Annotated in this window: 19 protein-coding genes and 1 riboswitch; of the genes, 14 read left to right on the forward strand and 5 right to left on the reverse strand. The window is 70.7% G+C overall.

The features are described from left to right. Positions 1-188: 188 nt before the first annotated feature. The 10 genes from ACFVZH_RS37975 (at position 189) to ACFVZH_RS38020 (ending at position 10312) form a co-directional block, all read left to right on the forward strand. Complete coding sequence (locus ACFVZH_RS37975; RefSeq protein WP_266903061.1) at positions 189-797, forward strand: CDP-alcohol phosphatidyltransferase family protein; 609 nt, start codon at positions 189-191, stop codon at positions 795-797. 117 nt (positions 798-914) lie between these two features. Next, on the forward strand, positions 915-3410 hold the full coding sequence (locus ACFVZH_RS37980; RefSeq protein WP_384904832.1) for a sugar phosphate nucleotidyltransferase: 2496 nt from the start codon (positions 915-917) through the stop codon (positions 3408-3410). A 101-nt stretch (positions 3411-3511) separates the two neighbouring features. Further along, entirely contained in the window at positions 3512-4441 is a 930-nt protein-coding gene (locus ACFVZH_RS37985; RefSeq protein ID WP_384904834.1) for a DUF881 domain-containing protein, read from the forward strand. After that, positions 4438-4770 (forward strand): small basic family protein, encoded by a 333-nt coding sequence (locus tag ACFVZH_RS37990; protein ID WP_015032176.1) that lies wholly within the window; start codon positions 4438-4440, stop codon positions 4768-4770. The genes ACFVZH_RS37985 and ACFVZH_RS37990 overlap by 4 nt, the downstream gene beginning before the upstream one ends. Positions 4771-4775: 5 nt before the next feature. Continuing rightward, the gene (locus ACFVZH_RS37995) at positions 4776-5720 is read left to right on the forward strand and encodes a DUF881 domain-containing protein (protein WP_384904836.1); all 945 of its coding nucleotides are present in this window, start codon (positions 4776-4778) and stop codon (positions 5718-5720) included. 79 nt (positions 5721-5799) lie between these two features. Beyond that, the gene (locus tag ACFVZH_RS38000) at positions 5800-6738 is read left to right on the forward strand and encodes an FHA domain-containing protein (protein ID WP_384904862.1); all 939 of its coding nucleotides are present in this window, start codon (positions 5800-5802) and stop codon (positions 6736-6738) included. A 29-nt stretch (positions 6739-6767) separates the two neighbouring features. Beyond that, positions 6768-7517, forward strand: a complete 750-nt coding sequence (locus ACFVZH_RS38005; RefSeq protein ID WP_384904838.1) for a MerR family transcriptional regulator — start codon at positions 6768-6770, stop codon at positions 7515-7517. Between the two features lie 53 nt (positions 7518-7570). Continuing rightward, complete coding sequence (locus ACFVZH_RS38010) at positions 7571-8044, forward strand: bifunctional nuclease family protein (protein WP_017238433.1); 474 nt, start codon at positions 7571-7573, stop codon at positions 8042-8044. A gap of 192 nt (positions 8045-8236) precedes the next feature. Then, entirely contained in the window at positions 8237-8854 is a 618-nt protein-coding gene (locus tag ACFVZH_RS38015) for a MerR family transcriptional regulator (protein WP_384904840.1), read from the forward strand. 84 nt (positions 8855-8938) lie between these two features. Then, a complete protein-coding gene (locus tag ACFVZH_RS38020) occupies positions 8939-10312 on the forward strand; it encodes a DNA polymerase IV (RefSeq protein ID WP_384904842.1) in 1374 nt (457 codons plus the stop codon). 148 nt (positions 10313-10460) lie between these two features. Here the strand turns inward: ACFVZH_RS38020 and ACFVZH_RS38025 are convergent, their stop codons facing one another. Next, positions 10461-10826 (reverse strand): PRC-barrel domain-containing protein, encoded by a 366-nt coding sequence (locus ACFVZH_RS38025; protein WP_384904844.1) that lies wholly within the window; start codon positions 10824-10826, stop codon positions 10461-10463. A gap of 113 nt (positions 10827-10939) precedes the next feature. After that, a riboswitch (glycine riboswitch) is annotated at positions 10940-11039 on the forward strand. Positions 11040-11218: 179 nt separating this feature from the next. Here ACFVZH_RS38025 and gcvP point away from each other — a divergent pair. Next, positions 11219-14104, forward strand: a complete 2886-nt coding sequence (gcvP, locus tag ACFVZH_RS38030) for an aminomethyl-transferring glycine dehydrogenase (protein WP_384904846.1) — start codon at positions 11219-11221, stop codon at positions 14102-14104. A gap of 82 nt (positions 14105-14186) precedes the next feature. On the opposite strand, the gene ACFVZH_RS38035 is transcribed toward gcvP, so the two are convergent. After that, positions 14187-14393, reverse strand: a complete 207-nt coding sequence (locus ACFVZH_RS38035) for a DUF5999 family protein (protein WP_384904848.1) — start codon at positions 14391-14393, stop codon at positions 14187-14189. Between the two features lie 332 nt (positions 14394-14725). Continuing rightward, positions 14726-15316, reverse strand: a complete 591-nt coding sequence (locus ACFVZH_RS38040; protein ID WP_384904850.1) for a hypothetical protein — start codon at positions 15314-15316, stop codon at positions 14726-14728. A 480-nt stretch (positions 15317-15796) separates the two neighbouring features. Here ACFVZH_RS38040 and ACFVZH_RS38045 point away from each other — a divergent pair, with 480 nt between their 5' ends. Both ACFVZH_RS38045 and ACFVZH_RS38050 read left to right on the forward strand, forming a co-directional pair. Next, on the forward strand, positions 15797-17296 hold the full coding sequence (locus ACFVZH_RS38045; RefSeq protein ID WP_384904852.1) for a glutamate--cysteine ligase: 1500 nt from the start codon (positions 15797-15799) through the stop codon (positions 17294-17296). 145 nt (positions 17297-17441) lie between these two features. After that, positions 17442-18224: a CPBP family intramembrane glutamic endopeptidase gene (locus ACFVZH_RS38050; RefSeq protein ID WP_384904854.1), complete on the forward strand. Its 783-nt coding sequence runs from the start codon at positions 17442-17444 to the stop codon at positions 18222-18224. A gap of 130 nt (positions 18225-18354) precedes the next feature. Here the strand turns inward: ACFVZH_RS38050 and ACFVZH_RS38055 are convergent, their stop codons facing one another. Beyond that, entirely contained in the window at positions 18355-19164 is an 810-nt protein-coding gene (locus ACFVZH_RS38055; protein WP_384904856.1) for a PhzF family phenazine biosynthesis protein, read from the reverse strand. A 151-nt stretch (positions 19165-19315) separates the two neighbouring features. On the opposite strand from ACFVZH_RS38055, the gene ACFVZH_RS38060 reads away from it, so the two are divergent. Then, positions 19316-19717: a hypothetical protein gene (locus ACFVZH_RS38060; protein ID WP_384904858.1), complete on the forward strand. Its 402-nt coding sequence runs from the start codon at positions 19316-19318 to the stop codon at positions 19715-19717. 52 nt (positions 19718-19769) lie between these two features. Here ACFVZH_RS38060 and ACFVZH_RS38065 read toward each other — a convergent pair whose 3' ends face one another. Then, positions 19770-20507 (reverse strand): ABC transporter permease, encoded by a 738-nt coding sequence (locus ACFVZH_RS38065; protein WP_384904860.1) that lies wholly within the window; start codon positions 20505-20507, stop codon positions 19770-19772. Position 20508: the final 1 nt, after the last annotated feature.

Consider the following 20508-nt stretch of genomic DNA (forward strand, 5'->3'; position numbering starts at 1 on the left):
CTGCAGGGGGGACCCTGTGGGAGAGTAGGACGCCGCCGAACAATCTTTAGCCTCAACCCCCGGACCATGTCCGGGGGTTGAGGCATTTTTGCGTTGTGGTGGCGCGTGGGACCCTGTGCGGGGGCCGGTGGTGGCTGAGGGTAAGGTCGGGGGGCAATGTCGGCACCAGCCCAGCAGGAGGCCCCCGGGTGGAGGTCCAGGAGACTCGCGTTCAGACCGACCGGGTCCTCACCATCCCCAACATTCTCAGCATGGCGCGCCTTGCCGGCGTGCCGCTGTTTCTGTGGCTGATTCTCCGTCCGGAGTTCGGCGGTCCCAACAGTGACGGCTGGGCGCTTCTCGTCCTGATGCTCAGCGGCATCAGCGACTATCTCGACGGCAAACTGGCCCGGCGCTGGAACCAGATCAGCAACCTCGGCCGGCTGCTCGACCCCGCCGCCGACCGGTTGTACATCCTGTCCACGCTCGTGGGCCTCACCTGGCGCGAGATCCTGCCGTGGTGGCTGACCGCCGCCCTGCTGGCGCGTGAGGCCATGCTGCTCGTGATGGTGGGAATCCTCCGCCGGCACGGCTACCCGCCGCCGCAGGTGAACTTCCTCGGGAAAGCTGCGACTTTCAACTTGATGTACGCGTTCCCGTTGCTGCTTCTCAGTGACGGAACGGGCTGGCTCTCGTCACTCGCCGAAGTTTTCGGGTGGGCCTTCGCCGGATGGGGTACAACTCTGTATTGGTGGGCAGGGATCCTCTACGTGGTCCAGGTCCGTCGACTCGTGAAGGCGGATACCGCGGCCGATTGAGCCCGTCCGTCCTGTGTCGAGCAGCGTCGCCGGCAACAACGAGGACATACCGAGGGCTACCGAGCGGACAGGTGAAGTCGGCAGGACCGTCGTCTCTTCAAGGAGGACGCTTCCGACATGAAGGCCGTTGTGATGGCCGGTGGCGAAGGAACACGCCTTCGCCCGATGACCTCGAGCATGCCCAAGCCTCTTCTGCCGGTGGTGAACCGGCCGATCATGGAGCACGTCCTACGGCTGCTCAAGAGGCACGGTCTCAACGAGACCGTCGTCACCGTGCAGTTTCTCGCCTCTCTCGTCCGGAACTACTTCGGCGACGGCGAGGAGCTCGGGATGGAGCTCACGTATGCCAACGAGGAGAAGCCACTCGGGACAGCGGGCAGCGTGAAGAACGCCGAGGAAGCGTTGAAGGACGACGCTTTCCTCGTGATCTCGGGTGACGCGCTCACCGATTTCGATCTGACCGACCTGATCGCCTTCCACAAGGAGAAGGGCGCCCTCGTCACGGTCTGCCTGACCAGGGTGCCCAATCCGCTGGAATTCGGGATCACGATCGTCGACGAAGAAGGCAAGGTCGAGCGCTTCCTGGAGAAACCCACCTGGGGCCAGGTCTTCTCGGACACCGTGAACACCGGCATCTACGTGATGGAACCCGAGGTCTTCGACTATGTCGAGGCGGACGTTCCGGTGGACTGGTCGGGTGACGTCTTCCCGCGGCTCATGAAGGACGGCAAGCCGATCTTCGGCTATGTCGCCGAGGGCTACTGGGAGGACGTCGGCACCCACGAGAGCTATGTGAAGGCCCAGGCAGACGTCCTGGAGGGCAAGGTCCAGGTCGACATCGACGGCTTCGAGATCTCACCGGGAGTCTGGGTCGCCGAGGGTGCCGAGGTGCACCCCGACGCGGAACTGCGCGGGCCCCTCTACATCGGGGACTACGCCAAGGTCGAGGCCGGCGCGGAGATCCGCGAGCACACCGTCATCGGCTCGAACGTGGTCGTCAAGAGCGGTGCCTTCCTCCACAAGGCGGTCGTCCACGACAACGTGTACATCGGCCAGCAGAGCAATCTGCGCGGCTGCGTGATCGGGAAGAACACCGACATCATGCGGGCCGCCCGGATCGAGGACGGGGCCGTCATCGGGGACGAGTGCCTGATCGGTGAGGAATCGATCGTGCAGGGCAACGTCCGCGTGTATCCGTTCAAGACGATCGAGGCCGGCGCCTTCGTCAACACCTCGGTCATCTGGGAGTCCCGGGGGCAGGCCCATCTCTTCGGGGCCCGCGGAGTCTCCGGCATCCTCAACGTGGAGATCACCCCGGAGCTGGCCGTCCGGCTGGCAGGGGCGTACGCCACGACCCTGAAGAAGGGGTCGACGGTCACCACTGCGCGTGACCACTCCCGGGGTGCGCGGGCGCTGAAGCGAGCGGTGATCTCGGCGCTGCAGGCCAGCGCCATCGACGTACGGGACCTGGAGAACGTACCGCTGCCGGTGGCGCGGCAGCAGACCGCGCGGGGAAGCGCCGGCGGGATCATGGTGCGGACCTCGCCCGGTGTGCCGGACTCCGTCGACATCATGTTCTTCGACGAACGCGGAGCGGACCTGTCGCAGGGCGGGCAGCGGAAGCTCGACCGCGTGTTCGCGCGGCAGGAGTACCGGCGGGCCTTCCCCGGGGAGATCGGGGACCTGTCCTTCCCGGCCAGCGTCTTCGACTCGTACACCGGATCGCTGCTGCGGAACGTGGACACCACGGGGATCGCCGAGGCGGGTCTCAAGGTCGTCGTGGACGCCTCCAACGGGAGCGCCGGACTCGTGCTGCCCAGCCTGCTCGGGCGGCTCCAGGTCGACTCGCTGACGATCAACCCGGGGCTCGACGAGTCCCGGCCCACCGAGTCGGCCGAGAGCCGGCGGGCCGGGCTCGTGCGGCTCGGGGAGATCGTGGCGTCGGCACGGGCCGCGTTCGGCGTGCGGTTCGACCCCGTCGGTGAACGCCTCTCGCTCGTGGACGAGCGCGGGCGGATCATCGAGGACGACCGGGCGCTCCTGGTGCTGCTGGACCTCGTGGCGGCCGAGCGGCGGTCGGGGCGGGTCGCGCTGCCGGTGACGACCACCCGGATCGCGGAGCAGGTCGCCGCGTACCACGGCACCCAGGTGGAGTGGACGACGACCTCGCCCGACGACCTCACGAGGGTCGGCCGGGAGGAGTCGACGATCTTCGGCGGTGACGGGCGCGGTGGGTTCATCGTGCCCGAGTTCAGCAGCGTCTTCGACGGCGCCGCCGCGTTCGTGCGGCTCATCGGACTCGTGGCGCGGACCCAGCTCACGCTGAGCCAGATCGACGCGCGGATCCCGCGGGCGCACGTCCTCAAGAAGGACATCGCGACGCCGTGGGCCGTGAAGGGGCTGGTGATGCGCCGGGTGGTGGAGGCGGCGGGCAGCCGCTCCGTCGACACCACGGACGGGGTACGGGTGGTCGAGGCCGACGGGCGCTGGGTGATGGTGCTGCCCGACCCCGCGGAGGCCGTCACCCATCTGTGGGCCGAGGGCCCGGACGACGCCTCCGCGCAGGCCCTGCTCGACGAGTGGGCCGAGGTGGTCGAAAGCGCGGGTCGCTGACGGGATCGGAGTGATCGGCCGGGAGGTGCCCGAGGGGTGCCTCCCGGCCCGATGCGGGGGCCATTCGGCGGTAGGCCGTGCGACGTGCGACGATGTGCGGCATGTCGCAGCAGCCCCCCGTTCGGAGCACCGGATCACCGCCGCCGCGCCCGGACGCGTCGATGTCGCTGCTGAACAACGTGATAGACCACGCGCTCGACGACGGGTACGCGGAGGCGACGGCCCGGCGTGCCGCCGAGGGCGGCGGGCTGCCCCGCAGCCTGCGTGCCAAGCTCGGTGTCGCCGTCGGCCTGGTGCTCGCGGCCGCGGTGGTGACCGTCGGGGCCGCCGAGGCGCGGATCTCCGCGCCGGTCGTCGCCAAGGAGCGGCAGGAGCTGATCGACCGGATCGAGAGCGAGACCTCGACCGCAGACGGGCTGGAGCGGGACGTCGAGCGGATCCGGACCGAGGTCGGGAACCGTCAGCGGGAAGCGCTCCAGGAGCACGGTGGCGACCAGGCCGAGCTCGTGGCGCTGCTCTCGGGCGCGACGCCGGTCCATGGACCGGGCGTGAAGCTCGTCATCGACGACGCCAAGGGCACCGACACCGGTGGGGGCGGGCCGCGGGAGAGCAGTGGCTTCTCCGACACGGGCCGGGTGCGCGACCGGGACATGCAGCGGGTGATCAACGGGCTGTGGGAGTCGGGCGCCGAGGCCGTCGCGATCAACGGGCAGCGGCTGACGTCGCTGTCCGCGATCCGGGCCGCCGGCGACGCCATACTGGTCGACAACAAGCCGCTGGTGCCGCCGTACACCGTCCTCGCGATCGGGGACGGACAACGGCTGAGCACCGCGTTCCAGGACAGCGCCGACGGGCAGTACCTGCACGCGCTGGTGGAGAACTTCGGGATCAGGAGCGCGATCTCGGCCGAGGGTGATGTGAGCCTGCCGGCCGCGCCGAGCCTGACCGTACGTACCGCAGAGCCGAGGGGGGCCGGGGCGGCGACGCCGTCCGGTCGGGCCACGGCCGACACAGGGAAGGGCACATCGTGATCGCCGTACTGGGCCTGATCGTCGGAGTCGTGGTCGGACTGTTGGTCCGCCCCGAGGTTCCGGCGGTGGTCGAGCCCTATCTTCCGATCGCCGTGGTCGCCGCCCTCGACGCGGTCTTCGGCGGCCTCCGGGCCATGCTCGACGGCATCTTCGTCGACAAGGTCTTCGTGGTCTCGTTCCTCTCGAACGTGGTCGTGGCCGCGCTGATCGTCTTCCTCGGCGACAAGCTGGGCGTGGGCGCGCAGCTGTCGACCGGTGTGGTCGTCGTCCTGGGCATCCGGATCTTCTCCAACGCGGCCGCCATCCGGCGCCACGTCTTCCGGGCGTGAGGCCGATGAGCGAGAACCCCCAGAACCCCCAGAACCACGAGAACGCCGACGAAGCCGGGACTCCCGAGGGCGCCGAGGGCGGACGGACGCCGGAAGAGGCGCGTACGCCCGAGAGCGTCCGGAAGCCGGAGGCGGCCGAGGCGCCGGAGGCCCCCGTGGGGGACGCCGTCGCCGATGACGACGTCCCGGAGCCCGAAGCGCCGGCCGTGACCGCCGCGGCCGGGAGCGAGTCGACCGGGCGTCGGCGGCTCGCCTCCGCGCTGTGGCCGCCGCGGGTGACCCGGGCCCAACTCATCGTGGCGCTCCTGCTGTTCGTCCTCGGTCTCGGTCTGGCCATTCAGGTCTCCTCGACCAGCGACAACAGCGCGCTGCGCGGGGCCCGCCAGGAGGACCTGGTGCGCATCCTCGACGAACTCGACGACCGCACGCAGCGCCTGGAGGACGAGCAGGCCCGGCTGGAGAAGCAGCGCTCCGAACTGGAGTCGAGCTCGGACCAGGCGGAAGAGGCGCGCAGGCAGACCGAGGAGAAGGAGCAGCAGCTCGGCATCCTGGCCGGCACGGTGGCGGCCGAAGGGCCGGGCATCACCCTGACCGTCGGCGACCCCAGCGGGGCGGTCGAGTCGGACATGCTGCTCGACGCCATCCAGGAGCTGCGCGCCGCGGGCGCCGAGGCGATCCAGGTCAACGGTGTCCGCGTGGTCGCGGACAGTTATTTCACCGGTAGCGGCGAAGACATGCGAATCGATGGAACGAAGGTGGCCGCTCCGTACGTCTTCAAGGTCATCGGCAAGCCGGAGGATCTCGAGCCCGCGCTCAACATCCCCGGTGGTGTCGTGCAGACCCTGGAGAAGGAGCAGGCCACGGCCACGGTGCAGCGGTCGGCGAAGATCGTCGTCGACGCCTTGCGACCCGCGAAGCGGCCTGACTACGCTCAGTCGTCCTCGCAGTGAGAGGGGACGAGGGGGTCCCGCGACAAGGGCATGACGTTGCGGGGGGTCGGCGCACCACAACGGTGGTGCGTGGTGGAAACTGTCCGGAGGATACGGACGTTGTGAAGGTGTCCGGGTCGGCAGGTGTGATGGATCTCGGTTCGTCCTGCCCCACGGGCGGGTCTGTTTCGGTCAAGGGGAATCGCCCGTGAAGTTGTTTGCGAAGTTGTTCGGCAAGAGCGCACGCGAGGACGGCAACGCCCGGCACCGCGCGCCGCGCCACGCCCAGGGCGAGGAGCAGGGTGGCGAACGCCCGCTCTTCCGCGATGAGGTCGGCGGCCAGGGCGGTGACATTCCGGGCACTCAGGGCGCGTCGTCTGTTGACCCCGCCGGGGCCGCCCGCATAGGTTTCGGAGAACCATCAACCTCAAGTACGGGTGGAGGGTTCACCCCCGACCCGTATGCGACACAGACCTCCGCGGGGCTGCCGCGGCAGGAGGATGCGTCCATGCCGGTGTGTACGAGGTGCGGTCACCGCAACACGGCCGACAGCCGCTTCTGCTCCCACTGCGGTACGCCGCTGCGGGGCGGGGTCGCCGCCGAGCGCGCGTCGGAGACGACGTCGACGATCTCCATCTCGGGCCTTGAGGCGTACGAGGCCGAGGTCACCGGTCAGACGCAGCTGCCTTCGCTCTCTCCCGAGGCGCTGGCGGCCGTGGAGGCGCTGCCGCTGGGTTCCGCGCTCCTCGTGGTGCGCCGGGGGCCGAACTCCGGCAGCCGGTTCCTGCTCGACGGTGAGCTGACCACGGCCGGCCGTCACCCGCAGAGCGACATCTTCCTGGACGACTTCACCGTCTCCCGGCGGCACGTCGAGTTCCGGCGGGCGCAGGACGGCAGCTTCACCGTCGCCGATGTCGGCAGCCTCAACGGCACGTACGTCAACCGTGAGCCGATCGACTCGGTCGTTCTGTCCAACGGCGACGAGGTGCAGATCGGCAAGTACCGGCTGGTCTTCTACTCGAGCCAGCGGGGCGTGTGACGCCTCGGAGAAGCCTTCAGGGAAGGTCCATGCTGCGAACACCGACGGGCGGTGCCGGAACCGGCACCGCCACCGCGGGCGACCGGCTGGTGAGCATCGGCACGGTGCTGAACCAGCTGCGTGACGAATTTCCCGAAGTGACGATCTCCAAGATCCGGTTCCTGGAGGCCGAGGGGCTGGTCGAGCCCCGGCGGACGGCCTCCGGGTACCGGAAGTTCAGCCCGCAGGACGTGGAGCGGCTCGCTCAGATCCTGCGGATGCAGCGGGACCACTATCTTCCGCTGAAGGTCATCCGTGAGCACCTCGACGCCCTGGCGCGGGGGGAGCAGATCAAGCTGCCGTCGCCCGGGCGCCGGCGGGATCTGGTCGAAGGGGCCTGGGAGCCGGAGCAGGACGCGGAGCCGCCGACCGCCGCGCGGATCGGGCGGGCCGAACTGATCGCCGCGGCCGAGGTGACCGAGACCGAACTCGTCGTGTGGGAGTCGTACGGTCTGATCGCCGAGGCGGAGGGCGGGGGCTACGACGCCGAGGCCGTCACCGTGGCGCGACTTGTCGCGGATCTGGGGAGATTCGGTCTGGAACCCCGGCACCTGCGGGCCGTCAAGGCCGCCGCGGACCGTGAGGCCGGGCTGATCGAGCAGGTGGTGGCGCCGTTGCGGCGGCACCGGAATCCGCAGACCAGGGCCCATGCCGAGGCCACCGCGCAGGAGCTCGCCGCCCAGTCCGTGCGGCTGCACGCGGCGCTGGTCCAGACGGCTCTGGGCATCCGTCTGCAGTGAGCCCGGGAGGGCCCGACTATCCAAACCGGTCGAGCACGTCCTAGGGTTGCTGTGTGAACGAGCTCGACGTTGTGGGTGTCCGGGTGGAAATGCCCTCCAACCAGCCGATCGTGCTCCTGCGTGAAGTGGGAGGCGATCGGTACCTCCCCATCTGGATCGGACCGGGGGAGGCGACCGCGATCGCCTTCGCCCAGCAGGGGATGGCGCCGCCGCGGCCGCTGACGCACGACCTGTTCAAGGACGTGCTGGAGGCCGTGGGACAGGAGCTGACCGAAGTCCGCATCACGGATCTGCGTGACGGGGTCTTCTACGCCGAACTGGTCTTCGCCAGCGGCGTCGAGGTGAGCGCGCGGCCGTCCGACGCGATAGCGCTGGCCCTGCGGACCGGGACGCCGATCTTCGGCAGTGACGGTGTGCTGGACGACGCGGGCATCGCGATTCCGGACGAGCAGGAGGACGAGGTGGAGAAGTTCCGCGAGTTCCTCGACCAGATCTCACCGGAGGATTTCGGGACCAACAGCCAGTGAGACGCGACGCTTCGACCGGAGGCCGTTCGCGGGGTGCTGTCAGGGCATTCGAGTAGCCTTTCCCCGGGGAGAGATACGGGAAACCACTCTCAGGGTGATTATCACTCGGCGTGCCGAGTGTGGCGATCGTTGACGCACCCCTGGTGACTGCCTACCTTCGTGTGGGCAGGTCAAGGACGGAGGGTCGGCGTGATGAGCAGCGCGGACGGTACGGCAGGGAGCTCGCTCGGACGTGCGTCCGGGGAGAGCGGTCCGTATCCGCTTCACGGCAGTGTGGGCGACCTCGGGACGGACGCGAGTGCCGGCGCGGCGGCAGAGGTGGTCGGCTACCGGGGACCGACGGCCTGCGCGGCCGCCGGGATCACCTATCGCCAGCTGGACTACTGGGCACGCACCGGGCTCGTGGAGCCGAGCGTGCGGCCCGCTTACGGGTCGGGGACGCAGCGGCTCTACAGCTTCCGCGACGTCGTGGTCCTGAAGATCGTCAAGCGCTTCCTCGACACCGGGGTGGCCCTGCAGAACATCCGGGCGGCGGTGCAGCACCTGCGCGCCCGGGGCTTTCGCGATCTGGAACGGATGACGCTCATGAGCGACGGGGCCACGGTCTACGAGTGCTCCTCGCCGGACGAGGTCGTCGACCTGCTCCAGGGTGGGCAGGGCGTCTTCGGCATCGCCGTCGGCGTCGTGTGGCGGGACGTCGAGGCGGCGCTCTCGCAGCTGCACGGGGAGCGGGTCGACACGGGCGAGACGCTCGTCGGGCACAACCCGGGCGACGAGCTGGCCAGGCGGCGGCGCGACAAGGCGGTCTGAGCGGCCCCGGTGCCGGCCGGTGGCGGGTGGACCGGCCGCCCGGGTACGGGGCCGTTGTCAGTGGCGTAAGGCAGCATCGGAATCGTGAGAGCCGCGCCGACGATCCTGCATCTCGACATGGATGCGTTCTTCGCCGCCGCCGAGCAGGCGGCGAAACCCAGCCTGCGCGGAAAGCCCGTGGTCGTGGGCGGTCTCGGGCCGCGGGGTGTGGTGGCGACCGCCTCGTACGAGGCGCGGCGCTTCGGAGTGCACTCGGCCATGCCCATGGGGCAGGCGCGACGGCTCGCGCCGAACGCCGCCTATCTCGTGCCGCGCTTCGCCTTCTACCGGTCGATCAGCGAGCAGGTCATGGAGCTGCTCGGGCGGCTCTCGCCGCTCGTGGAGCCGCTCAGCCTCGACGAGGCGTTCGTGGACCTGGAGGCCGGGGGCGTGGCCGACGACAGCGCGAGCGCGCGGGCCGCGGGGGAGCGGCTGCGGCAGGACATCCTGGCGACGACGGGGCTGACGGGGTCCGTGGGTCTCGCGGGGTCGAAGATGATCGCGAAGATCGCCTCGGAGGAGGCCAAGCCGGACGGACTGGTCCTCATCGAGCCCGGCACCGAGCGGGAGCTGCTGGGGCCGAGGTCCGTGCGGATCCTGCCCGGCGTCGGCCCCGCGACCGGGGAGCATCTGCGGCGGGCCGGAATGACCACGGTGTCCGACCTCGCGGAGGCGGGCGAGGACGAGCTCGTACGGCTCCTGGGGCGGGCGCACGGGGCCTCGCTGTACCGGATGGCCCAGGGGCACGACGACCGGCCCGTGGTGGCCGAGCGGGACGCCAAGTCGGTGTCGGTCGAGGACACGTTCGACGTGGACCTGCACGACCGGGTGCGGATCAGGACGGAGGTCGAGCGGCTCGCCGACCGGTGCGTGGGACGGCTGCGGGCCTCGGGCCACTCGGGGCGGACGATCGTCCTGAAGGTGCGGCGGTACGACTTCTCGACCCTGACCCGGTCCGAGACGCTGCGCGGGCCGACGGACGACCCCGCCGTCGTACGCGAGGCCGTCGGGCGGCTCCTGGAGGTGGTGGACACCACCGGCGGCGTACGGCTCCTCGGCGTGGGCGTGACCGGGCTGGCGGACTACACGCAGGAGGACCTGTTCGCTCAGGCGGCGGGCGCGGAGGGCGAGGCCGCCGGGGGCGCCTCCGCGGCCGTGGGTGCCCCCGAGGCCGCCCCGGGAGGTGCGGGTGGTGCCGACGGGCCGGGTGGGGTGCCGGAGCCCGTGGAGCGGCACTGGGCGCCCGGGCACGACGTGCGTCACGCGGTCTACGGAGCCGGGTGGGTGCAGGGGAGCGGGGTCGGGCGGGTCACGGTGCGGTTCGAGGAGCCGGGGTCGCCGGCTCCCGGGCGCGTCCGGACGTTCGCCGTGGACGACCCGGAGCTGGTGGCGGGGGAGCCGTTGCCACTGGTGGGGTGAGGCGGTCCGGGCGCCGCGGCCGCGGGAAGGCGCCACGGCGCATGCCGCGGTCGGTGTCGTCCGCGGGTGCGACGGCCCGGGGTCCGGTGGGCGTGTCAGGTCCCCTCGGCCCGCCCGTCCACGCGGGTGGGCCGAGGGGTTTCGGGGGTCAGGGGCCGGCGAGGCGGCCGAAGTCGGTGTCGGGCTGGTCGGTGGGGGGCGGGGGCAGGGCGAGGCTGTAGTGGCGGTAGAGCTGGAGTTCCTGCTCGGGGGAGAGATGGCGGCCCACGCCGAAGTCGGGGGCGTCCTTGATGAGGGCGCGCTCGTAGGGGATGTGGAGTCCGTCGTCGAGCAGGTCGCTCGGGTCCAGGGGGACGAAGGCGTCCCGGCTGAAGAGGCCGGTGCGGACGGCGGCCCACTCCGGGATGCCGGTCGCGTCGTCCAGGTACACCTCGTCCACGGTGCCGATCTTGTGTCCGTTCCGGTCGTACGCCTTGCGGCCGATCAGGCTGCGCGGATCGATGTCGGTCTGCACGGTCCCTCCAACTGGTCGCAACTGCTCTACACCCCTACGAAAGTGCACATCTGGGATGTCGGCCACTTGAGCGAAGGGAGCGACAACGGCGCTGGTAGGCTGGCTGTGGCTGTCGACCCTGTGCGGGAGAGTCCCCCGGAGAAACCTTCCGGTGGACGCCGAAGGAGCAAATCCTCCCCGGAATCTCTCAGGCCCCTGTACCGCGCGGACGAGGTCACTCTGGAAAGCAGAGCGGATGTCCGACGGCATCGCGCTCTCACCGACGGTGAAAGTCGGCGTGCCGTGAGGCGTGCCGGTGAAACTCTCAGGTTGAGATGACAGAGGGGGAGGCCGTCCGGGTACCCGCGCCGTGGTGCCCCTCGCAGGTCGTGACGACCAGGAGGCCTCCGTACATGACCGCCAACCGCATTCCGCTCTCCGAACTCGAGCAGGGCATCCCGTTCGAGCAGCGGCACATCGGGCCCGACGCCGAGGCGCGGGCCAAGATGCTCGCCCAGGTCGGTTACGGCTCGCTCGACGAGCTCACCGCCGCCGCGGTGCCGGACGTGATCAAGAACACCGAGGCGCTGAGCCTGCCCGCCGCGCGCACCGAGGCCCAGGTCCTCGCCGAGCTGCGTGAGCTCGCCGACCGCAACCAGGTCCTCGCGCCGATGATCGGCCTCGGCTACTACGGCACCTTCACCCCGCCGGTCATCCTGCGGAACGTGATGGAGAACCCGGCCTGGTACACGGCGTACACGCCCTACCAGCCGGAGATCTCCCAGGGCCGCCTGGAGGCCCTGCTGAACTTCCAGACCGTGGTCGCCGACCTGACCGGCCTGCCCACCTCGGGCGCCTCCCTCCTCGACGAGGGCACCGCCGCCGCCGAGGCCATGGCCCTGGCCCGCCGTGTCGGCAAGGTCAAGAACGGCGTCTTCCTCATCGACGCCGACGCCCTGCCGCAGACCATCGCCGTCATCGAGACCCGCGCCGAGCCGACCGGTGTCGAGGTCGTCGTCGCCGACCTGAGCGACGGCATCCCCGCCGAGATCGCCGAGCGCGGCGTCTTCGGCGTGCTCGTCCAGTACCCGGGCGCCTCCGGTGCCGTGCGGGACATCAAGGCCGTCGTCGACCAGGCCCACGAGCTCGGTGCGATCGTCACCGTCGCCGCCGACCTGCTCGCGCTCACCCTGCTCACCTCGCCCGGCGAGCTCGGCGCCGACATCGCCGTCGGCACGACGCAGCGGTTCGGCGTCCCCATGGGCTTCGGCGGACCGCACGCCGGCTACATGGCCGTCCAGGACAAGCACGCCCGCTCCCTGCCGGGCCGCCTCGTCGGTGTCTCCGTGGACGCCGACGGCAACCGCGCGTACCGCCTCGCCCTGCAGACCCGCGAGCAGCACATCCGCCGCGAGAAGGCCACCAGCAACATCTGTACCGCGCAGGTGCTGCTCGCCGTCATGGCCGGCATGTACGCCGTGTACCACGGTCCGGACGGCCTGAAGCAGATCGCGCAGCGCACCCACCGGTACGCCGCCGTCCTCGCCGCGGGTCTCACCGCCGGTGGCGTGGAGCTCACCCAGGGCGCCTTCTTCGACACCCTCACCGCCCGCGTCCCGGGCAAGGCCGACGAGGTCGTGGCCGCCGCCCGCGAGGCCGGCGTCAACCTCCACCGCGTCGACGCCGACCTCGTGTCGATCTCGTGCGACGAGACCACCGGGCGCGAGCAGCTCGCCGCCGTCTGGGGCGCCTTCGGCGTCACCGCCGACGTCGAGGCGCTCGACGCCGTCACCGAGGACACCCTCCCCGCCGCGCTGCTGCGCACCGACGCGTACCTGACCCACCCGGTCTTCCACGCGCACCGCTCCGAGACCTCGATGCTGCGCTACCTGCGCAAGCTGGCCGACCGCGACTACGCGCTCGACCGCGGCATGATCCCGCTCGGCTCCTGCACGATGAAGCTGAACGCGACGACCGAGATGGAGGCGGTGACCTGGCCCGAGTTCGGTCAGATGCACCCCTTCGCCCCGGTCGAGCAGGCGCAGGGCTACGTCACGCTCATCACCGAGCTGGAGGAGCGTCTCGCCGAGGTCACCGGCTACGACAAGGTGTCGATCCAGCCGAACGCCGGCTCCCAGGGCGAGCTGGCCGGCCTCCTCGCCGTCCGCGCCTACCACCGCGCCAACGGCGACGAGCAGCGCACGGTCTGCCTCATCCCGTCCTCCGCGCACGGCACCAACGCCGCCTCCGCGGTCATGGCCGGCATGAAGGTCGTCGTCGTCAAGACCGCCGACGACGGCGAGGTCGACGTCGAGGACCTGCGCGCCAAGATCGCGCAGTACCGCGACGAGCTGTCGGTGCTGATGATCACCTACCCGTCGACGCACGGCGTCTTCGAGGAGCACGTCGCCGACATCTGCGCCGAGGTGCACGAGGCCGGTGGCCAGGTGTACGTCGACGGTGCCAACCTCAACGCCCTCGTCGGTCTGGCCAAGCCGGGCCACTTCGGCGGCGACGTCTCGCACCTGAACCTGCACAAGACCTTCTGCATCCCGCACGGCGGCGGCGGCCCCGGCGTCGGCCCGGTCGGCGTCCGCGCCCACCTCGCCCCGTACCTGCCGAACCACCCGCTCCAGCCCACCGCGGGCCCGGAGACCGGCGTCGGCCCGATCTCGGCCGCCCCGTGGGGTTCCGCCGGCATCCTGCCGATCTCGTGGTCGTACGTCCGCCTGATGGGCGGCGAGGGCCTCAAGCGCGCCACCCAGGTCGCCGTGCTCGCGGCGAACTACATCGCCAAGCGCCTGGAGCCGCACTTCCCGGTGCTCTACACCGGCCCCGCCGGTCTGGTCGCCCACGAGTGCATCGTGGACCTGCGTCCGCTGTCGAAGGCGACGGGTGTCACGGTCGACGACATCGCGAAGCGCCTCATCGACTACGGCTTCCACGCGCCGACGATGTCCTTCCCGGTGGCCGGCACGCTGATGATCGAGCCGACCGAGTCCGAGGACCTCACCGAGCTGGACCGTTTCTGCGACACGATGATCGCGATCCGCGCCGAGATCGAGAAGGTCGCCTCGGGTCAGTGGCCCGCCGACGACAACCCGCTGCACAACGCGCCGCACACCGCCGCCGCGCTGGGCGGCGAGTGGAACCACCCGTACACCCGTGACGAGGCGGTCTTCCCGGCCGGTGTCTCGACCGCCGACAAGTACTGGCCGCCGGTGCGCCGCATCGACGGTGCCTTCGGCGACCGGAACCTGGTCTGCTCCTGCCCGCCCATGGACGAGTACGACCACTGAGCATGAACCGGGGGCCGGTTCGGGGGATCTCCTCCGGGCCGGCCCTCGGTGTTTTCCTCGTACCGTGAGGTGCGCCGCCCCCTCAGGCGGCGGTCGTCACCTGGCCCGCCGTCAGCGGCCGGTGGGGGGCGATGATCTGCCCGTCCGGCAGCAGTTCACCGGTGTCCTCGAAGAGCAGGACGCCGTTGCACAGCAGGCTCCAGCCCTGTTCCGGATGGTTCGCCATCGGTCGGGCCGCCTCCCGATCGGCGGAGTCGGCGGTGGGACAGGCAGGCTGATGCTGGCACATGGGTGGGTTCTTTCGCTGCGTCGTGGTGGATGTCCTGCGGCTGTTCGCGCTCATCGCCGCCCCCGTCGGTCGGTTCGGTTCCGATCCCAGTCTTGCCCCACGGACGCTCTTCCGCAGGTATTTCGAGGCAGCTCGTCCTCTCCGGGGAAGACGCATCACCCGCAGGGGCGGTTCAGGTCAACTGCACCGTCTCTTCGGGTGGTTCGGGGTGGTCCGAGCGGGCTAGTCCGTACGGGAGGGGTGTTCGGAGCGCACGTTCGGGCGCGGGGTTCGGGCAGCAGTGCGCCCCGTGACCCGGCCGGGTCACGGGGCGGTGGGGCGCGTGCGGTGGATCAGGCGGGCGCCGCCGAGCCCAGGAGGGGCGGCGGCGCGAGACGCGTACTGAGGACGGGCAGGAGATCGGCGACCTGATACGGGCGGTGGGCCGCGATCCCCGGCGGCGCGGGGGCGAGCGGCACCATCAGGTCGGCCGCGGCCGGGGCGACGGCGGTGCCGTCGAAGTCCGGGCCGGCGTGCAGCCAGAGGGTCAGCATGTAGAGCTCCGGTACGGAGAGCAGCCGGGGTTCGTACGCGCCGGGCAGCGCCTCGGCCTGGAGCAGGGCCCGTTCGGTCGCGGTGACGTACGGCCCCTCGAAGAAGTGCGAGAAGGTCCAGCCGTCGGGCGTGAGCATGGTGTCCGCGGCGGCGATCGCCCGGTCCCCGTGCCGGATCAGGAACCGCCAGCCGGCGAGCCGGGTGCGGGGTGCGATCCCCGGTGCTCCGGCGACGCCGAGAACGTGTACGGGCAGCGGGTGTTCGGGGCTCAGCGGTCCCTGCGCGGCCCGTAGGGCGGGCGTTCGGGCCTCGCGGACGGCGGTCGGCGAGCCGAGGGCCGCGAGGACACTGCGGAGGGCCGGCACGGGGGCCGGAGAGGGTCGGAGCATGGTGGGTCGCCTCTCACTCAGGAGACACGGTGATGCGTGGGCAGGTACGACGGCGCTGTCGGCGGCGGGGCCAGAGAGGGGCCATGAGGCCATGACCGGGCGCCAACACTCTGCCTCGTCCGCGGAGTTTATACGACACGTGTTCACACAGTGTTTCCGCTAGACGTCGCCGATATTCCTGACAAGGCGTCATCAGGCCGTAATCCGTGGTCTCCGCAGGGGAATCGTCAGGGGCCCGCTGCTCTCACCTGCGTATTTCTCACGACGGGGGACGGCTGAATTGTGACCCCGACTTCCGGGACAATAGGACATTGGTATATGTCGCTTGTTCCTTGCCTTCGGGATGTGCCGCTGGAGCTCTCCGTCCAGCCTATCCGTCAACGGCCCTGTTCCGCAGGCGTTGTCGATCAATGGGGTGGGCATCATGGTCCGTGACACGCGGCCGTCGTGGCGGCTGACCGCTCGGGGAGGGACGCTTCGATGGGGGAGAAGGTCGTGGCCGACGGGTTCGGCCCGTCCGACCGACAGCACTACCGGAGAAAGCTCCAGCAGTGTCTCGCGGGACTCGCGAGACTGCTGGCGGAGAAGAGGTTCGACCGGCCGCGCAATCTCATGGGCGTGGAGATCGAACTCAATCTCGCCGGAGCCGACGGGCTGCCCCGCATGCTCAACGCGCCCGTTCTCGAAAAGATCGCGAGCGCCGATTTCCAGACGGAACTCGGAATGTTCAACCTCGAAGTGAACATCGCCCCCCACCAGCTGGGCGGCCGTGTTTTCGACCGGCTCGCGGAAGAGATCGGCACCGGCCTCGGATATGCCGACCGCAAGGCTGCGGAACTCGACGCCGGCGTCGTCATGATCGGCATACTGCCCACGCTCGCCCAGAGCGACCTGGTCTTCGAGAACCTGTCGGCCGCCGACCGCTACTCGCTCCTCAACGACCAGATCCTCGCCGCCCGCGGCGAGGACTTCACGCTCGACATCCACGGCGTCGAACGGCTGCTCTGCACCTCGGAGTCCATCGTGCCCGAGGCCGCCTGCACCTCGGTCCAGCTGCACCTCCAGGTGACGCCCGCCCGCTTCGCCGCCGTGTGGAACGCGGCGCAGGCCGTGTCGGGCATCCAGATCGCGCTCGGCGCCAACGCGCCCTTCGTCTTCGGCCGGGAACTGTGGCGCGAGTCCCGGCCGCCCCTCTTCCTCCAGGCCACCGACACCCGGCCGCCCGAACTGCAGTCCCAGGGCGTACGGCCGCGCACCTGGTTCGGGGAGCGGTGGGTCGACTCGGTGTACGACCTCTTCGAGGAGAACCTCCGCTACTTCCCCGCCCTGCTGCCCATCTGCGACGAGGAGGACCCGCTGCTCGTCCTCGACCAGGGCGGAGTGCCGCGGCTCCAGGAACTCGTCCTGCACAACGGCACGATCTACCGCTGGAACCGGCCCGTGTACGGCTGGGTCGACGGGGTCCCGCACCTGCGCGTCGAGAACCGCGTACTGCCCGCGGGGCCGACCGTCGCCGATGTGATCGCCAACGCGGCCTTCTACTACGGCCTCGTGCGCTCGCTTGCCGACGACCCACGGCCGGTCTGGAAACGCATGACCTTCGAGGACGCCGAGGCCAACTTCGACGCGGCCTGCCGCCACGGCATCGAGGCGGAGCTGCGGTGGCCCCGTCCCGGACGCACGGGCGGGGTCGCGACCCTCCCGGCGGTACGGCTCGTCCTCGACGAGCTGCTGCCGCTGGCCGCGGCGGGGCTCGACGCCTGGCACATCGAGCCGGCGGACCGCGACCACTACCTCGGGATCATCGAACAGCGCTGCCTGCGGCGGGTGAACGGCGCCTCCTGGCAGGCCGACACCTTCCATCAGGCACAGGAGTCGGGCCTCGACCGGGAGGCGGCGCTCGCGGCGACCACCCGGCGCTACCGGACGCTCATGCACGGCGGAGAGCCCGTGCACACCTGGCCGGTGGGCATCGACTGACCCGTACCGGCGGTCCCCGGCGGGGCGTGGGCGATCATGTCAAGGTGGTCGAGTGCGGACGGAGAACGACCGCTCCGGACGAGGCCGCCGGATCGGCGTGCGCCCACGACGGGAAGTGGAGACAGGTGTGGTGTCGGAGCAATACGTGAGGGACGCTTCCCTGCCCCCCGACGGTCTGTCGCGCAGGGTGCTGCGCTCCGAGACCCTGATCGTGCTCGCGCTCTCGCTCGGCGCGAGCGCGCTGTCGTCGCTCATCAGCTTCGTCGGCTCCCTGACCAAGCCCGGGGCGCTGAAGGAGCAGGCGGCGACGCTCAACGGCTCGTACGCGCCGGGGCGGCCGTGGCTCGACCTGTCCTGGCAGCTCTTCGGCATCGCCTCGGCGCTCGTACCGGTCGTGCTCGTGGCCCATCTGCTGATGCGGGAGGGCGTCGGGCTGCGCGCCATCGGCTTCGACCGGACCCGGCCGTGGCCCGACCTGGGACGCGGGGCGCTCGTCGCCGCCGGGATCGGGAGCGCGGGCCTCGCCTTCTACCTCGCTGCACGGGCCTCCGGCTTCAACCTCACGGTCGTGCCGGAGTCGCTGCCCGACGTGTGGTGGAAGTACCCGGTGCTGATCCTCTCGGCGGTGCAGAACTCCGTCCTGGAGGAGGTCATCGTCGTCGGGTACCTGCTGCGCAGACTGGGGCAGTTGGGCTGGACCCCGATGGCCGCGCTCGTGGCGAGTTCGGTGCTGCGCGGCTCCTACCACCTCTACCAGGGGATCGGCGGCTTCGTCGGCAACGTCGTGATGGGCGTGGTGTTCGTCCTGCTGTACCGCCGCTGGGGGCGGGTCGGCCCGCTGGTCGTGGCGCACGCGCTGCTCGACATCGTGGCCTTCGTCGGATACGGGCTGCTGGCGGGCAAGGTGGGGTGGCTGCCCACGGGGTGACGGGCGCGCGCGGGCGGCGTGCGTGTGCGTGGGGCGAGCCCGTGCGTGGGGCGGACACGGGGGAGAGGGGTGTACGGCTTGGGCCGTACACCCCTCTCCCCCTTTCTGCGAACGTCGGGTGCTCCGTACGTCAGGCGTGCAGGTCGCCGTCGATGACCGTGACGGCCCGGCCGGTCAGCAGGGTGCGCTCGCCGCGCAGACGGGTGTGGACGAGGCCGGTGCGGGCGCCGCCCTGGAAGCCGGTGAGGTCCTCACGGCCGAGCCGGGCGGACCAGTAGGGGGCGAGCGCCGTGTGGGCGCTGCCGGTGACGGGGTCCTCGTCGATGCCGACGGCGGGGAAGAAGCCCCGGGAGACGAAGTCGTAACCGCTGTCGGGGTGTTCGGCGACGGCGGTCGCGATGACGCCGCGCGAGGACAGCGACACCAGGGCGGCGAAGTCCGGGGTGAGCGAGCGGACGGTGGCCTCGTCGCGCAGCTCCACCACCAGGTCGCCGATGTGCGCGGCCGTGTCGTGGACGGCGACGACCTCGGCGCCGAGCGCCTTCGCCAGGCCGTCGGGCACGGGGACGGGGGAGAGGGAGGAGGTCGGGAAGTCCATCGTGATCGTGCCGTCCGCCTCGGCGGTGGCGCCCAGGACGCCGGAGCGGGTCGCGAAGCGGACGGTCCCCTCCGCCGCCCCGGTGGTGTGCAGGACATGGGCCGTCGCCAGCGTGGCGTGGCCGCACATGTCGACCTCGGTGGTGGGGGTGAACCAGCGCAGGGCCCAGTCCGCGTCGCCGCCGGCGGGCAGCGGGTGAGCGAAGGCCGTCTCGGAGAGGTTGACCTCCGCGGCGACCTTCTGGAGCCAGCTGTCGTCGGGGAAGGAGTCGAGGAGCAGGACCCCGGCGGGGTTGCCGGAGAAGGGCCGGTCGGTGAAGGCGTCGACGATTCGGATGCGCATGGCACCGACCGTACAAGGGGCGGAAATCGGAAGGCCAAGGCCAATCGCCGAGAACTGGACCCCTGTGCCCCGCGTCTCCGGGAAAGGGCGTGTGCCCACGCTCACGGTCATGTGCCGGCAGGGCCCGGCGCACGGTCTCAGGGGGGCTTCGATGATGTTCGGGTACTCGGACGAGTGGTGGATGCTGCTGTTCGTCCCGGTGTTGCTGTGGGTTCCGTTCGGGCCGTTCGTCATGGGCGGCATGGGGGTGTGCTGCGCCCTTCGGCCCGGTTGGCGGGCGAGGCTGTGGTCCGTACTGCTGCCGCTGGTACCCGTGGGGGTCTCCTCGGTCGCCATGCTGGTGCCCCGGGGTGAGCCGACGCGGACCGACGACCTCGTCGGCTACTTCCTCGTGTACGTCCTGGGCATCACCGTGCTGCCCTGGGTCCTGGGATACGGAACGACCCGGGCGGTACGGGCGGTACGGGCGATGCGGGGAGCTCGGGCGCGCCGGAAGGGGAGCGGCGGGGCGGGCGGGGACGGTGGGGTGACGGACGCGGACGGGGCGGCGTAGGCCGACAGGTGTCGGTCTACGCCGCCCCGGGGGTGGGACGCGGTGGGTGAGGCTACTTCGCGTCGCGGTTGTAGACCGACTTCGACCAGAAGTAGCCGAGTACGGAGAGGGCCACGCACCAGGCGACCGCGAGCCAGCCGTTGTGGCCGATCTCGGTGCCGAGGAGCAGGCCGCGCAGGGTCTCGATGGCGGGCGTGAAGGGCTGGTACTCGGCGATCGGCTGGAACCAGCCCGGCATCGCGTCGATGGGGACGAAGGTGCTGGAGATCAGCGGGAGGAAGATCAGCGGCAGGGCGTTGTTGCTGGCGGCCTCGGCGTTCGGGCTGACCATGCCCATGCCGACGGCGATCCAGGTGAGCGCCAGGGCGAACAGGGTGATCAGGCCGAAGGCCGCGAGCCATTCGAGGGCCGTGGCGTCCGTGGACCGGAAGCCGATGGCCACGGCCACGGCGCCGACGAGCACCACGCTCAGGACCGACTGCAGGACGCTGCCGACGACGTGTCCGAACAGGACGGAGCCGCGGTGGATGGCCATGGTGCGGAAGCGGGCGATGATGCCCTCGGTCATGTCGTTGGACACGGACACCGCGGTGCCGATCGTGGTGCTGCCGATGGTCATCAGTACGAGGCCCGGCACCAGGTAGGCGATGTACTGGGAGCGGTCGGCTGCGCCGCCGCCGATGCCCGCGCTCATCACGTCTCCGAAGATGTAGACGAAGAGCAGCAGCAGCATGATCGGTGTGAGCAGCAGGTTCAGGGTGAGCGACGGGTAGCGGCGCGCGTGCAGCAGG

The organism is Streptomyces sp. NPDC059534 (assembly GCF_042743475.1).
Lineage (GTDB): Bacteria > Actinomycetota > Actinomycetes > Streptomycetales > Streptomycetaceae > Streptomyces.

Coding starts and splice junctions, on each gene's coding strand:
- ACFVZH_RS37980 (WP_384904832.1), top strand. CDS start 915: ATGAAGGCCGTTGTGATGGCCGGTGGCGAAGGAACACGCCTTCGCCCG.
- ACFVZH_RS37985 (WP_384904834.1), top strand. CDS start 3,512: ATGTCGCAGCAGCCCCCCGTTCGGAGCACCGGATCACCGCCGCCGCGC.
- ACFVZH_RS37995 (WP_384904836.1), top strand. CDS start 4,776: ATGAGCGAGAACCCCCAGAACCCCCAGAACCACGAGAACGCCGACGAA.
- ACFVZH_RS38005 (WP_384904838.1), top strand. CDS start 6,768: ATGCTGCGAACACCGACGGGCGGTGCCGGAACCGGCACCGCCACCGCG.
- ACFVZH_RS38015 (WP_384904840.1), top strand. CDS start 8,237: ATGAGCAGCGCGGACGGTACGGCAGGGAGCTCGCTCGGACGTGCGTCC.
- gcvP (WP_384904846.1), top strand. CDS start 11,219: ATGACCGCCAACCGCATTCCGCTCTCCGAACTCGAGCAGGGCATCCCG.
- ACFVZH_RS38035 (WP_384904848.1), bottom strand. CDS start 14,393: ATGTGCCAGCATCAGCCTGCCTGTCCCACCGCCGACTCCGCCGATCGG.
- ACFVZH_RS38040 (WP_384904850.1), bottom strand. CDS start 15,316: ATGCTCCGACCCTCTCCGGCCCCCGTGCCGGCCCTCCGCAGTGTCCTC.
- ACFVZH_RS38045 (WP_384904852.1), top strand. CDS start 15,797: ATGGGGGAGAAGGTCGTGGCCGACGGGTTCGGCCCGTCCGACCGACAG.
- ACFVZH_RS38055 (WP_384904856.1), bottom strand. CDS start 19,164: ATGCGCATCCGAATCGTCGACGCCTTCACCGACCGGCCCTTCTCCGGC.
- ACFVZH_RS38060 (WP_384904858.1), top strand. CDS start 19,316: ATGATGTTCGGGTACTCGGACGAGTGGTGGATGCTGCTGTTCGTCCCG.